This window comes from Pantoea sp. BJ2 (assembly GCF_040255075.1).
Classification (GTDB): Bacteria; Pseudomonadota; Gammaproteobacteria; order Enterobacterales; family Enterobacteriaceae; genus Pantoea; species Pantoea leporis.
Genome location: NZ_CP158292.1, coordinates 1,016,574 through 1,029,995, shown reverse-complemented (window position 1 = coordinate 1,029,995; position 13,422 = coordinate 1,016,574). Strand labels below are relative to the sequence as shown.

Here is a 13,422-nt window from a genome sequence, read left to right as displayed (position 1 = left end):
TCGCCGCTACGATTCACTGTGTTTTTTATCGCGTACTCGCCAATTTATAACGTGGGCCGGCCAGCAAACCGCCCTGCTCGTTCTGCGCCAGCAGACGGGCGCTGGTCACACCGGCGATGGTGTGTGCCTTATCCGACACATTGCTGGCAATCTGCTTAATCGCAGCAGAGACCAACATGCCAATAATGCCGCCGTTATTGTTGTTGCCATCTTCCGCGTCGCTGGCGGTGGCAATGCCTTGCCACAGCTCTTTACCGCTGCGCAAATCCACCAGACGCGCCGTCGCCGACACCTTGGTCACGCTCTGGATCACCTGATAGCTGCTGCCGTAATCGGTCACTGAAATGTACAGCGCGCTGTCCGCATGGAAGATGTCATGCAGACGCTGCGGGCTGACAGCCTGAATTTCATGGCCGTTGGTCAATCCGTTCTGCTGGAAGGTTTCATCCACCACCGCCACCGGGAACACGTAATAGCCCGCTTCCGCCAGCGGACGCGTCACCAGCGAGGTGAAGCTGTTCGCTGCATTCACATCTGGCGCGCGGTTATCCGCAGGCAACACCAGAATCGAGGCCGGCTTGCTGGCGCGGAAGGCGCTGTAGTCGTACGGTTTTTTGTGCGCGCAGCCGGTCAGCAACAGCACGGCCAGCACGCCTAAAGAAACAATCAGCTTTTTCACTGGGCAACTCCTTGTTTTTTCTTCATCAGAAAGTCCATGTATGGCGCCGATTCCGGGAACAGCTGCTTCTCGGTGGCAAACTGGCCGAAGGCTTTATCGGTAGCACCGGTTTTGGCGTACAGCAGGCCGAGCTGCGCGTGCAGGCCCGGCGCGACCGGTTTATTGACCGATTTGGCTTTTTCAATATCCAGATTCAGTGCTTCGATCTGCTTCTGCGGATCGCTATCTTTTTTGTAATAGCTGTAGATCTGCTGCTGGTAATCGCCCCAGTAATAGATCGGTTCCGGCCCTTTTGGCGCACAGCCAGCCAGCACGCCCGCAGCGATCAACGCCGCACTCAGTTGCAACCCTTTCATGCTCAATATCCTTATTTCGCCGGACGCCATGCGCCGCTGTTAATGCCATCCACTAAATGATCTACCGCTTCACGAATCGCCAGATCCATCACTTTGCCGTTGAGAGTGGAGTCATAGCTGGCGGTGCCACCGAAACCGACGATCTCACGCGCTGACAGCTTGAATTCACCCGCGCCCTGCGCGCTGTACACCACTTCTGAAGTAGTGACATCCACCACGTTCAGGTTGACTTTGGCATAGGCGATCTGGTTTTTACCGCGCCCCAAAATGCCCCACAGCTGCTGATCGCCCACTTCTTTGCGACCAAATTCAGTGATATCGCCGGTGATGATGTAAGTCGCACCTTTGATGTTCTGCTCGCTCTTCTTAAAGCCCGCTTCCTGCTGCAACTCTTTCAGGTTGCTGCGATCCAGCACGTTGAAGCGATTGGTCTGCTGCAGGTGCGTGACCAGAATGGTTTTCGACTGATTGCCAAGACGATCAACGCCATCGGAGAAGATGCCGGTCATGTACGAGGAGCGGTTATCAAACTGGCCAACCGCAATCGGGCTGCGCACGCCCTGATACGCAGGCTGGCTGGCCGCACGTACCTGCGGTGCTTCAATGGCGCGTGACGATTCGGTCGCGCAGCCGCTGAGCAGCGTGGCGCTTAACAAGGAGAGTGCCGCAAGGACATATTTTTTCTGCATTTCTAATCCATGAATCAAAAGGAGATAAAGCCGCGAGGCTGCGGCAAATTCTGGTTCTGCCGACAGTCAGAGTAATGCCATAGCATTGGTTGAGTCGGTCTGTAGACTGTCGGCAGTAAGGGAAAGGATCTTTAGAGAAAACACAGGCACATTAATGAATTTAATTAATCGAATGGCGGTATTATTGGGCGGATTAATGATTGTCGTGGCGCTCAGTGCTTGTCAGCATTCTCAGCCAAAGCAACAGGATAGCATCGCCAACCTGTGTCAGCCGCAGAGCGCGCCGGGCAGCGCATCCTGCAAGTGGACTGATGAGATGCAGCATCAGCTCAACCAGCATTTCCGCGATGCGCGCCGTTATGCCGGTCAGCAATGCCTGGTGCGGCTCGAGTGGCAAAACAGCGGGCGCTACGCGGTGACGCAGACGCAAGGCGACGAAACGCTGTGCCTGCGCGCCTGGCAGTTGATTGGTCAAAGCAAAGATTTACCGCCGCCGCCGGATGCTAGCCAGCCAGCGTGGTTCGGTTTTGCCCCGGCGACGCCGAGCCATCCTGGCGCCACTGGCGCGGGCTGATGCCAAACCAGCGGCGGAAGGCGCGGGAGAAGGCGCTGACTTCGGAATAGCCGAGCAGCAGCGCCATCTCTGAGATAGGCAGCTGCTTCTGTTGCAGATAATGCGTCGCCATTTCGCAGCGCACCTTGTCCACCAGCGCCGTGAAACTGATGCCCTCTTCGCGCAGCCGCCGTTGCAGCGACCAGCTCGACAAGCCCATTTTTTCGGCAATCTCTTCCAGCACCGGTTCGCCCTGCATCAGTGACAAATTCACCTGCGATCGCGCCTGTTCCACCACGCTCTGCAGGCTGGCACAACTGTTCAGGCGGCGAATGGCATCCTGCATCACCATCAGCAGCATCGGATCCTGCTCTGGCATGGTTCGCAGCAGATCGCGTTTCGGGATCAACAACGAGTTGAACGGTTGATCAAACCACACCGGCGCATCAAACACTTTGCAGTGCTCGTGCCACTGTTCCGGACGCGGATGTTCGAAATGCACTTCGCGCGGCGCCCAGTTTTTGCCGGCGACGTGGCGGATCAAGTTAAGGAACATGCCGAGCGTTAGCTCCGCATCCTGACGTCTGGAGAGGATCGCGCCGTGGCGCACCTGATAATCGAGCCGCCAGCACTCGCCTTTGTCCACCAGCCGCGTCAGCGTGTCGTGCTGATGCCATGGAAAGGCATTCACCACGTTATGCAGCGCCTGCTCCAGCGTCGGTGAACAGAGGCCGATATACCCAATCAAGCCTAATGACTGCGGTTTGAACTGCTTGCCGTAATGCAAACCGAAGTTATCAAAACCGGAATGACGCGCCGCCTCTTCCATCACGCGGCAGTAATTCACTAAACCCAGGCTCAGCGTAGGGCTCGCCAGCAGTTCGGAATTGATACCGCTGATGCCAAAAATACGATCGACATCGCCGCCTTTGTCAGTAATAAACCCGCTCAGTCCGGTGGCGGCCGCCGCCAAAACGCCGCGGTTGCTGGCGCTGACGGATAAGGCGCTAAAGGCTTCTGAAGGTGTTATTAGTGATTGCATCGGAACCTCTGCGTGTGGCGCGAGTGAAACAGGTTGAGGATTCCAGCAATATTCGTACCAGGCGGGTTATTTGTGGATTTTGTCGCAGGGTCGCCATTAATGGCGACCTTTGCTGCGCCGCGACAGCGCAAAGCTGCTCAATGCTGGTGCATCAGACGCCGACCGGCAGCTGATTGGTTTCCAGATAACGTCGACAGAGGCGCACCGAGTGATCGGCCCAGCGCGGCCCGAGGCTCAACGCCATTTCCGTTTCCGCGTGCGATCCCATCCATGCCGTCATCTGAATGCGGCGCTGGATCAGCAGCGTCGGCACCAGCGCCATCTCGTCATCACTGATGTGCGCCACTTTTTCGTAACCGAGGATCCAGTTATCCACCCATTCGGCGGCGCGAGGGTGGTGCTCTACAAAACTGATCGCCGCCGCCAGATCGTGCAGATACCAGCCGAGTCCGCAGTCATCAAAGTCGATCACCCGCGTTTCGCCTTTATGCAGCAGCAGGTTGGTCAGACGCAGATCGGCGTGGATCAAACCATAACGATCCGCCCCTTTGCCAAAGCCCTGCAGCTCCTGCCCGACGCGCGCTACCGCTTCGGCGACGATGCCGTGATCGGCCGGATTGAGGTTCGGCGCATCCTGCCAGCGTCCCCAATGGCTATGATCGCTGACCATGGTGTGATGATCCCAGATGATGCGCTGAAAACCCGCCGGTTTCTGCCAGCTGCGGCTGTGCTGATGCAAGCGCGCGGTGATGTGACCCAGCTGCTGAAACGCTTTGGGATCGACATCGGTGGTGGGCATGTCACCCTCAATCCAGTGGAACAACACGGCGTAGCGCTCGTCGCCGTTTGCCATCAGCAGCGTCAGCACGGTCTCACCCTCACTGGCCGGGATCGCCTGCGGCACCATGATGCCAATGTCACGCAGCGCATCCAGCCACAGCAGCTCGCTCTGAATGTCCGCTTTGCTGTGATAGTTAGGACGATGCAGACGCAGCGCGTAGCGTTTGCCCGCCGCCTGCAACAGGAAGGTGGCATTTTCCGACCGGCACAGCAGCTTGAGTTCGCCGCGCAGTGCCGCGGGATAACGGGCCAGCGCCTGATGCGCCAGCAGGGTGATTTCAGTATCGGTTAAGGTATCGGACTGTTCGGCACTCATTCATCAATCTCCAGCATCAAGCAAGTGGTATCAGCATGGGATGACGTCGTTCTGACTGCTTGACCGCAGATAACCCAAAGTTGACCGCAGCGTGCATCTGGCACTTTTCTTGCCTTAGAGTTGACCGTGGAGGACAAAACTCACTGCGCCCGCGTCAAGTTTTCCCGCGTCCGGCAGCGGCATTATCACTTCACTGTAGCGCAAAGATAAAAAAGCGCGGTGAAGCTGCCGCACCAACAATGACGACGGGGAGAAGATGATGACGAATAAGCTCAAACCCACGCTGGGCACCCTGCATTTGTGGGGCATTGCGGTTGGACTGGTGATTTCCGGGGAATATTTTGGCTGGAGTTACGGCTGGGGCGTGGCGGGCACGCTAGGGTTTCTGATCACCACCGCGATGATCGCCACCATGTATACCTGCTTCATTTTCAGCTTTACCGAACTGACCACCGCGATTCCGCATGCGGGCGGTCCGTTTGCCTATAGCCGCCGCGCGTTCGGTGAAACCGGCGGCTTGATCGCGGGCCTCGCCACGCTGATTGAGTTCGTGTTCGCACCGCCGGCGATCGCCATGGCGATTGGCGCTTACCTCAACGTGCAATATCCCGATCTCAATCCGAAAACCGCCGCGGTTGGCGCCTATATCGTCTTCATGACGCTGAACATTCTCGGCGTTAAGCTGGCGGCGATGTTCGAATTGGTGGTCACCGTGCTGGCGGTTCTGGAGCTGCTGGTGTTTATGGGCGTGGTGTCGCCGGGCTTCAGCATCGCCAACTTTGCCGCTAACGGCTGGGCGGGCAGCGATCACTTCGGCATGCCGGCGATGTCTGGCATCTTTGCCGCAATTCCGTTCGCCATCTGGTTCTTCCTGGCGATTGAAGGCGCGGCGATGGCGGCCGAAGAGGCCAAAGATCCCAAACGCACCATTCCCAAAGCCTATATCACCGGCATTCTGACGCTGGTGGTGTTGGCGATTGGCGTGATGCTGCTGGCCGGTGGCGCTGGCGACTGGCGCAAGCTGTCGGACATCAACGATCCGCTGCCGCAGGCAATGAAGATGATTGTCGGTGAAAATTCCAACTGGATGCACATGCTGGTGTGGATTGGTCTGTTTGGTCTGATTGCCAGCTTCCACGGCATTATTCTCGGCTATTCGCGCCAGTTCTTCGCCCTCGCCCGCGCCGGTTATCTGCCGCAAAGTCTGGCGAAGCTGTCGCGCTTTCAGACGCCGCACCGCGCGATTATCGCCGGCGGTTTGATTGGCATCGCCGCCATCTACAGCGATGGTTTCATTAATCTGCAAGGCATGACGCTGACCGCCGCAATGATCACCATGGCAGTGTTCGGCGCGATTGTGATGTATCTGATGAGTATGCTGAGCCTGTTCAAACTGCGTCGCACTGCGCCGGAGATGGAACGCAGCTTCCGTGCGCCTGGCTATCCGATTGTACCGGGCATTGCGCTGGTGCTGTCGCTGGTGTGTCTGGTGGCGATGCTGTGGTTTAACCCGGTGATTGGCGGCTTGTTTGTGGCGATTATGGCGGTGGGATATGTCTACTTCCTGGCGACCAAAGCCCAGCGCGATAACGCGCCGCAGGATTCGATGTTAGTGGGCGAGTAAGTGGGTTAGTGCTGGCTGTCCCCCATCCCGGCCTTCCCCCGTAAACGGGGGAAGGAGACGCTGCCACATGCAGCTTCAGCACTGACATGTGGCAGCATCTTCCTCCCCCATTGATGGAAGTGTGCACGCTGTCCCCCATCCGGCCTTCCCCCGCAAGCGGGGGAAGGAGACGCTGCCACATGCAGCTTCAGCACTAACATGTGGCAGCATCTTCCTCCCCCATTGATGGAGGTGTGCACGCTGTCCCCCATCCCGGCCTTCCCCCGCAAGCGGGGGAAGGAGACGCTGCCACATGCAGCTTCCTCACTGACATGTGGCAGCATCTTCCTCCCCCATTTATGGGGGAGGACCGAGGAGGGGGAAAGCGAGCACAAACCGAGGAGGGGGAAAGCGAGCACATACAGAGGTGCGTAAAAGAAACTACCCTTTCAACGGCCACAACCACGCCGCCCCGCGCACGCCGCTCGAATCGCCATGTACCGCCTTCAGCACTGGCGTTTCACACTCGCGGCCAAACACCCACTGCTTCATCAGCGCCGGCACGGTTTGGTACAGGCGATCGTTGTTACTCATGCCGCCGCCCAACACAATCACATCGGGATCCAGCAGATTCACGACCTGCGCCAGTGATTTCGCCAGACGCATTTCGTAGCGATTCATCGCCAGTTCCGCCACCGGATCCTGCTGCTCAATCAGCTTGATGATCTCCGCGCCTTTCAGCGCTTTACCGCTCAGACGCTGATAATCGATAGCGAAGCCGGTACCCGATACAAAGGTCTCAATGCAGCCCTGCAAGCCACAGTAACAGGGCACTTCCGCGCGATGGCGCAATTCATCCTCATCCATCCACGGCAGCGGATTGTGGCCCCACTCACCGGCATTGCCGTTACCGCCAATACGCGACTCACCGCCAATCGCTACGCCCGCGCCCGATCCGGTGCCGATAATCACCGCAAACACCAGCGGCTGACCCGCGCCCGCGCCATCTACCGCTTCGGAAACCGCCAGACAATTCGCGTCGTTGGCGATGCGCACGTCACGATTCAGCGCCTGCGCTAAATCCTTATCCAGCGGCTGACCGTTCAGCCAGGTGGAGTTGGCATTCTTCACCCGTTGCGTGTAGGGCGAAATCGTGCCGGGAATGCCGATGCCGACCGTGCCCTGCTGGCCGGTTTTCTCCTCCGCCAGCAGCACTAAATCGACAATCGCCTGAACCGTGGCAGCGTAGTCGTCACGCGGCGTGTTAACGCGATGACGGAACAGTTCCTGACCCTGATCAGACAGTGCAATCACTTCAATTTTGGTCCCGCCTAAATCAATCCCGATGCGCACGATCTATTCCTCATTATTCGTTCTGGTGACAAATACAGTAGAAGGCTGAATCGGGAAAGGCAATGAAACCAATCCGATGTTTCGCTATCATGCGCGCTGACTTTGAGACTTGTGCGCCCGATCGCACCCACGGTAAGGAATCCCGATGTTGTGGTTTAAAAATATGATGGTTTATCGTCTGAATCGTGACATTCCGCTGTCCGCAGACGATCTGGAAAAACAGCTCGACGCCTTTACCTTTTCGCCATGCGGCAGACAGGATATGGCGAAAACCGGCTGGGTTTCACCGATGGGCAACCGCAGCGAAGCGCTGACGCACGAAATCAACGGTCAGATGGTGATTTGTGCACGCACCGAGCAGAAGATTCTGCCGTCGCCGGTGGTGAAGCAGGCGCTGGAAGCCAAAATCGACAAGCTGGAAGCTGAACAGAGCCGCAAGCTGAAGAAGACCGAGAAAGATTCGCTGAAAGATGAAGTGCTGCACAGCTTGCTGCCACGCGCGTTTAGCCGTTTCAGCCAGACGTATATGTGGATCGACACCGTTAACAATCTGATCATCGTCGACTGTGCCAGCGCCAAGAAAGCCGAAGACACGCTGGCGCTGCTGCGTAAAAGCCTCGGTTCGCTGCCGGTGGTACCGCTGACGCTGGAGAATCCGATCGAGCTGACGCTGACCGAATGGGTGCGCTCAGGTGAGCTGCCAGCCGGTTTTGCCCTGATGGATGAAGCCGAGCTGAAAGCCATGCTGGAAGATGGCGGCGTGATCCGCTGTAAGAAGCAGGATCTGATTTCCGACGAAATCGCTACACACATTGAAGCCGGTAAAGTGGTCACCAAGCTAGCGCTTGACTGGCAGGAACGCATTCAGTTCGTTATTGCCGATGATGCTTCAGTGAAGCGTTTGAAGTTCAGCGACACGCTGCGTGAGCAGAATGATGACATCGACCGCGATGATTTCGCCCAGCGTTTCGATGCCGATTTTATTCTTATGACCAGCGAACTGGCCGCGCTGATCGGCAATCTGGTCGAAGCGTTAGGCGGCGAAGCGAAGCGTTAATCCTCTCGATCCTGATCGCCATTAAGGGTGACCCTACGACAAACCAGCAGGATTTTCGTGGGTCGAGCAATAAAAAAACCTGCGCTTCAACAGAAGTCGCAGGTTTAAGATGTTCTAAAGCTTGAGTTTAGAGGTAGCGGCACAGATAAGAAGAAGGCTCTGCCACCTGCAGATGGAATTCGCTTTGGCCTGGCACGTTGAAGCTGGTGCCGGCTTCGTACCATTTCCACTCGGTTTCGCCCGGCAGCAGCACTTTCAGCGCGCCGCTCACCACCGTCATCTCTTCCGGTTGATTGGTGCCGAAGGTGTATTCACCTTCGGCCATCACGCCAACGCTGGCACGGCCAATGGTCACGCTGTCGAAACCAATGGATTTCACTTTTCCGTCGAAATACTCACTTGTATTGAGCATATTACTTCCTCACAGCACATTATCGTGACTGGCAGATTACTAAGGAACTCGCTGATCTGTCACGCGAATTAGCGCCACAGATCGCAACTTGTGATCTCCCTGCGTTAGACGATTAATTCTGCCGCCAGCTTGGCCACCAGCACGTTCGACAGCAGTACCGGAATGCCCAGCATTTTCTGCAGGAAATCGCGGTGCTGCTGGTGATAGCCGATGCAATCCAGCACCACCACATCCGCGCCCTGCTCCTGCAGCGACAATCCCGCTTCCACCAAATTGGCCTGCTCCGCCAGATACGGGCTGGCAACGGCAAAACATGGTGGAGTGATCAAGTTGCGCCACTTGTTGGCCTGCTCGGCAATCTGCTCTTCCACCGGCACCACAATCCCGACTTTATGATCTTGCACAATCGCGCGTACCAGCGGTGGGATGATGCGATCGGGCTCCAGCAGCAAAGCGGATTGGGTTTTCAGCGCGCCAAACTCGCCGGTGCACAGCAGCAAAATGGTGTCATAGCCCTGCTGCTCCAGCGCGTTGATCTTACGTTGCAGTCCCTGCTCCACTTTTGCTACGGACAGGCGCACCTGCTCGCCGCTGGTCATACGCGATACCAGCACCTTGTCGCCCGGCGCGGGCGCATACTGCAGCTCAACTTCGGCTAGCGTCAGGCCGTCGAGTAAACCGGCATGCGCCACCTGATCGGCGGGCAGATATTCCAGCAGCAGCGGCAGAATGTCGCTACGCGGTGATTGACCAATCGTCAGTGTGACCAGGGAGATGTTCATCATCAGGCTTTCCGGGTGCGCAGATGGCTGAGACTACCATACAAAGAGAGCAGCAGCGCGTACTCTTGTGGGTCGTAGAAGTGACAGGTTTCACGCCCGAACTCTTTCGCCACTTCGACCGCAAACTTCACTGCTAAAGCGATATCCACTTCGTGGCTGGCGCCGGTGCCGCAGCCCGGCACCACCGATTCGGCACAGATCGCCACGCCGACCACCGGCACATCCGTCGCGGTGGAAGGTTGCAAAATACTGTTGAGGTGATAAACCCCGTTGCCGTATGGCGTGATGTCCTGCGTGGTGATCGGGAAGGTAACCGCCGGTTTGCCGCTGGTCATCTCCATGATGCGCAACAGATCTTCTGATACGCGCAGGATGTAGCCCTCTTTCACCGTCGGCGACAGCGCGTAGCCTTTGTGATTGAGGATGCGGTTACCTTTGGTGGTATCGATCGACAGAATCGCATCAACGCCAGCGATCACTTCGTTGTCATTCATGGTGATGTCGTCGCACGGCGAATCCATGAAATCGACTGGCTCGTGCGGACGGGTTGGCGCATCCGGGCAGATGTGGGTGGTGATAATCACATCACCGGCCAGCACGTCGCCTTTGGTCTGCATCTGCGCCAGCTTCAACGCGCTGCTCACCGCCGCGACGGCGCCATCGGCATCCGATACCATACCAATGCGCGTTGGACGCGCACCAATACCGCCGAGACGGCCAATGATGCCGAGTGTTGGCGCACTGCCGCCGTTGCTTTTGCCCTGCGCACCGGGGATATCGATGCGGACGAAATCGGTCCGCCCTTTTGGCCCGCTAACGCGTTTCGTGCTGGCGGTGACGCCCGGATAGGCCGCGAACAGATCGACCACCTGTTGGCCATCAATGTAAGCGCTATCGAGTAACTCAAAGACCTGCAGTGTCTGCTGTAAACTCATCATGAATTTCCTGGATTATTTTTTGCTGCCGCTGGCAAAAAGTGAATGGAAGAAGCTGTAGAGCGCGTCGCCCGCGATAAATCCGGCGGCCATCACCTCCATCGGTGAACGTCCACGCTCGCCCCACACGCGCAGGATGATAATGCGCAGCGCGATGCCCACCATCACCGCCCAACCTGCCGCGGCGTTGTTGATTAACAAGCCGGTCGCCAGCAGGACGCCAAGCTGACGTTTTGGTCCGCCGATCAACTGAATAATCGCGCCCGGAATCGCCCACATCAGCAGGTTGCCGGCTATCCCCGGTTCGGCGCCGGCCTGAATGGTTTTGGCATAGACGCGCGCCACCGGCGGCAGCAGATTCTCGGCAAAGAAAATGGTGTGCGCGTACCACACCACGGGAATACAGATCACAAAGGCAATCATCGCGGCGATCAGCTGGATACGGCGACCCCACAGCTCTTGCTGCACATCGGCACCGTTACCGCGCAGGATAAAGCCGGCTTTCAGGTCATAACCCATATCGGCAAACGCCGGACCGGTAGCGGCGGTAAAACCACACAGCAGGCACAACGCCAACGGCGGGAAGCCGAGCAGAATACCGAGAATCAGGGTAATCAGCGCCACCGCAAAGGCCGGGAACCAGCCAGAGTGCATGGCGGCGATACCAACAATCAATTCATGCACGAAGGCAGCAAAGGCGGCGTAAAGGATAAACAGCACCAGCATCGGCAGGCCCATCTGGCTCCACAGACCGCCCGCCAGCGCCAGCAGCGTGGAGATGACGATGTAACCGACGGTGCCGAAACCCAGCGAACGTTTGACTTCGCTGTCGCTACGGCTGACGTTGACCTGATCATTGCGGCGGCTGCGAATCACCTGCACCACCTGAATTAACGCCACCAAACCGGCACCGACCATCACGCCGTGCGGAATATAGAGTGCGTTGATATCAATGCCAGCAACCGGTTGCGCGTAGGCGCGCAGCAGGAAACCCATACCGAGCATGCTGAGCGCCCAGATATTACCGATAAACGCGGTACCAAATGCCGACATCGGGATCTTCAGCATCGAACCCACGATGCCGCCAACAATCCCCACCACCAGCAGCCAAGCCTGACGACCGCCTTTGTCACCGGCTTTGATCGCTTCGGCTGCCGCCACGCCCGGCGGCCACGCATTGCTGGCCGGGAAGACGCGGGTATCAAATAGACGATAGAGTAAATAAGCATCGAGCAGCATCGCCGCGCTGACGCCTACAAACAGCGGCAGCACCAGCTGCGGCTCACCCAGCGCCCACGGCACCGCAATCGGCATCAACAGGCTGTTGGCCGCACCGAAGGTGGCAGAGGAGATGGCGGTTTGCGCGAGGTTTTGTACTTCAATGGAGCGATAGCGACGAAACCATTGCAGCGGAATACGCGCCAGCAGCATGGCAAACAGCGCGCCGATAATAGAGGTATTGGGTGTTACCCCAATGGTGGTAATAAGCTGAACCCCAATGATGGCGCCGGCAACGGACAGCAGAACCAGCATTAAGGCAACGCCAACGCTTTTTATTGGATTATTTTGACGCATGAGATCCCCGTATTTTCACCCTGTAGAAAACGCTTTAATTCGAAGTGCCCGACACGCGGGACATCAACGTTTTTATATTAATCGTTCCCTGATTATTGAAATAAGCAGGTCCGAAGACCTGCTATTTCCCTGGTGTGGCGCGAATAAACGCCTTCAAAACTAAAATAGGGTTTCCTGTTTTGGACAGGATTATGCGCCGTATTTTTCGGCCATCAGTGCAGCCGTTGCGCGTAGTTCGCTGAGCAGCCTCTCCGGATATCCGGGCGCCGCTTCTTGCGATAAAAACGAGAGACAGAGAGCGGCACTTTCACCGCGATGTTTATTGGTTACCGCGACCGCCAGCGAACTGATGCCCGGCAGCGTCTCATTGCGCGCCAGTGCCCAGCCTTGCTGGCGAATTACCGCTAACTCTTTGCATAACGCATCGACGCTCAGCGGCGAGTTCATCGAAGCCGCCTGCCAGTTGCTGGCAAAACGTTCGCGAACCTCGTCATCACTGAGCTGCGCCAGTAGCACGCGTCCGGTCGAAGTGCCGGTTAATGAAACGCGCGAGCCCGGCGGCGTCACCAACTGGGTGAAGAAGCGGCCGTGATACATGCGCATCACCAGCACATCGTCGCCATCCAACACCGAGATATAACCCATGCAACCGCTGCTGGCCGCCAGGCGCGCCATCGGCGCCGACGCGCTATCCACCAGCGGCGTCGACAGATAGTGACCCGCCACCGACAGCAGCACGCGACCAATCTGGAAGCAGCGACTTTCAGTGTCACGCTCAAGTAAGCCTTCACTCTCCATCGTCGCTAACAGGCGCGAGACCGTGCTTTTCGGCATGCCTAACGCATCCACCACCTCGGTAAAGGTCAAGCCGGGATGGCCCTGCGTCACGCCAAAGCGCTGAAACAGCTTCAGTACAGCGGAGGCATTTTCAAGTGTGGTCATGGTGTCGGTTTCACTATATGGAACACAGTTCCTCTTTCAATAACCAGAAAGTAAAGCGCGACGCTTTGACGGTCAAGCGCAAATTTTAAGCCGGACGTTTCTGAGGGAATTTAAGGCAGAATAAAATACGGCGTGAAGTGGGAAATAAATGACGTAATCAGGTGAGTTAAATATTCCGCAGGAAAGTGTGTAACTTTTTTGGAATATTGCAGTTTTTCGGCTGAATTCTTTACCCTATAGAGTTCAAGTTGCAGGGAGGCGGCAAATGGGTGAATCCCCCAAAAGCTT

Annotated in this window: 14 protein-coding genes; 3 read left to right on the top strand and 11 right to left on the bottom strand. The window is 57.1% G+C overall.

Features of this window, described 5'->3' with window-relative positions; translation table 11 throughout:
- Positions 1 to 25 precede the first annotated feature (25 nt).
- From AAF463_RS04595 to AAF463_RS04585, 3 genes are read right to left on the bottom strand one after another with little or no spacing between them, the layout of a single operon-like run.
- The gene (locus AAF463_RS04595) at positions 26 to 679 is read right to left on the bottom strand and encodes a DUF799 domain-containing protein (protein ID WP_350261604.1); all 654 of its coding nucleotides are present in this window, start codon (positions 677 to 679) and stop codon (positions 26 to 28) included.
- The gene (locus tag AAF463_RS04590) at positions 676 to 1,035 is read right to left on the bottom strand and encodes a DUF4810 domain-containing protein (RefSeq protein ID WP_101762458.1); all 360 of its coding nucleotides are present in this window, start codon (positions 1,033 to 1,035) and stop codon (positions 676 to 678) included. The genes AAF463_RS04595 and AAF463_RS04590 overlap by 4 nt, the downstream gene beginning before the upstream one ends.
- An 11-nt stretch (positions 1,036 to 1,046) precedes the next feature.
- The gene (locus AAF463_RS04585; RefSeq protein WP_350261603.1) at positions 1,047 to 1,724 is read right to left on the bottom strand and encodes a CsgG/HfaB family protein; all 678 of its coding nucleotides are present in this window, start codon (positions 1,722 to 1,724) and stop codon (positions 1,047 to 1,049) included.
- Between the two features lie 154 nt (positions 1,725 to 1,878).
- Between AAF463_RS04585 and AAF463_RS04580 the strand changes: the two genes are divergently transcribed.
- Positions 1,879 to 2,298: a cell envelope integrity TolA C-terminal domain-containing protein gene (locus AAF463_RS04580; RefSeq protein ID WP_350261602.1), complete on the top strand. Its 420-nt coding sequence runs from the start codon at positions 1,879 to 1,881 to the stop codon at positions 2,296 to 2,298.
- On the opposite strand, the gene AAF463_RS04575 is transcribed toward AAF463_RS04580, so the two are convergent.
- Both AAF463_RS04575 and AAF463_RS04570 read right to left on the bottom strand, forming a co-directional pair.
- Complete coding sequence (locus AAF463_RS04575) at positions 2,228 to 3,319, bottom strand: AraC family transcriptional regulator (RefSeq protein ID WP_350261601.1); 1,092 nt, start codon at positions 3,317 to 3,319, stop codon at positions 2,228 to 2,230. The genes AAF463_RS04580 and AAF463_RS04575 overlap by 71 nt on opposite strands.
- A 151-nt stretch (positions 3,320 to 3,470) precedes the next feature.
- The gene (locus AAF463_RS04570; RefSeq protein ID WP_192236726.1) at positions 3,471 to 4,475 is read right to left on the bottom strand and encodes a phosphotransferase; all 1,005 of its coding nucleotides are present in this window, start codon (positions 4,473 to 4,475) and stop codon (positions 3,471 to 3,473) included.
- A gap of 259 nt (positions 4,476 to 4,734) precedes the next feature.
- Here AAF463_RS04570 and eat point away from each other — a divergent pair, with 259 nt between their 5' ends.
- Entirely contained in the window at positions 4,735 to 6,099 is a 1,365-nt protein-coding gene (eat, locus tag AAF463_RS04565) for an ethanolamine permease (RefSeq protein WP_061717487.1), read from the top strand.
- A gap of 420 nt (positions 6,100 to 6,519) precedes the next feature.
- Here the strand turns inward: eat and mak are convergent, their stop codons facing one another.
- On the bottom strand, positions 6,520 to 7,431 hold the full coding sequence (mak, locus tag AAF463_RS04560) for a fructokinase (RefSeq protein ID WP_110867766.1): 912 nt from the start codon (positions 7,429 to 7,431) through the stop codon (positions 6,520 to 6,522).
- Positions 7,432 to 7,576: 145 nt separating this feature from the next.
- Between mak and rdgC the strand changes: the two genes are divergently transcribed.
- Positions 7,577 to 8,488 carry a recombination-associated protein RdgC gene (rdgC, locus tag AAF463_RS04555; protein ID WP_350261599.1) on the top strand — a complete coding sequence of 304 codons (912 nt, stop codon included), beginning with the start codon at positions 7,577 to 7,579 and terminating at the stop codon, positions 8,486 to 8,488.
- Positions 8,489 to 8,615: 127 nt separating this feature from the next.
- Here rdgC and ppnP read toward each other — a convergent pair whose 3' ends face one another.
- The 5 genes from ppnP to AAF463_RS04530 all read right to left on the bottom strand — a co-directional run bounded on the left by ppnP (position 8,616) and on the right by AAF463_RS04530 (position 13,134).
- The gene (ppnP, locus tag AAF463_RS04550) at positions 8,616 to 8,900 is read right to left on the bottom strand and encodes a pyrimidine/purine nucleoside phosphorylase (protein WP_101762466.1); all 285 of its coding nucleotides are present in this window, start codon (positions 8,898 to 8,900) and stop codon (positions 8,616 to 8,618) included.
- 104 nt (positions 8,901 to 9,004) lie between these two features.
- On the bottom strand, positions 9,005 to 9,682 hold the full coding sequence (locus tag AAF463_RS04545) for an AroM family protein (protein WP_350261972.1): 678 nt from the start codon (positions 9,680 to 9,682) through the stop codon (positions 9,005 to 9,007).
- A gap of 2 nt (positions 9,683 to 9,684) precedes the next feature.
- Entirely contained in the window at positions 9,685 to 10,617 is a 933-nt protein-coding gene (locus tag AAF463_RS04540) for a DUF1177 domain-containing protein (RefSeq protein WP_110867768.1), read from the bottom strand.
- A gap of 15 nt (positions 10,618 to 10,632) precedes the next feature.
- Positions 10,633 to 12,192 (bottom strand): OPT/YSL family transporter, encoded by a 1,560-nt coding sequence (locus AAF463_RS04535; protein WP_110867769.1) that lies wholly within the window; start codon positions 12,190 to 12,192, stop codon positions 10,633 to 10,635.
- Positions 12,193 to 12,381: 189 nt separating this feature from the next.
- On the bottom strand, positions 12,382 to 13,134 hold the full coding sequence (locus AAF463_RS04530; protein ID WP_101762470.1) for an IclR family transcriptional regulator: 753 nt from the start codon (positions 13,132 to 13,134) through the stop codon (positions 12,382 to 12,384).
- Between the last annotated feature and the right edge of the window lie 288 nt (positions 13,135 to 13,422).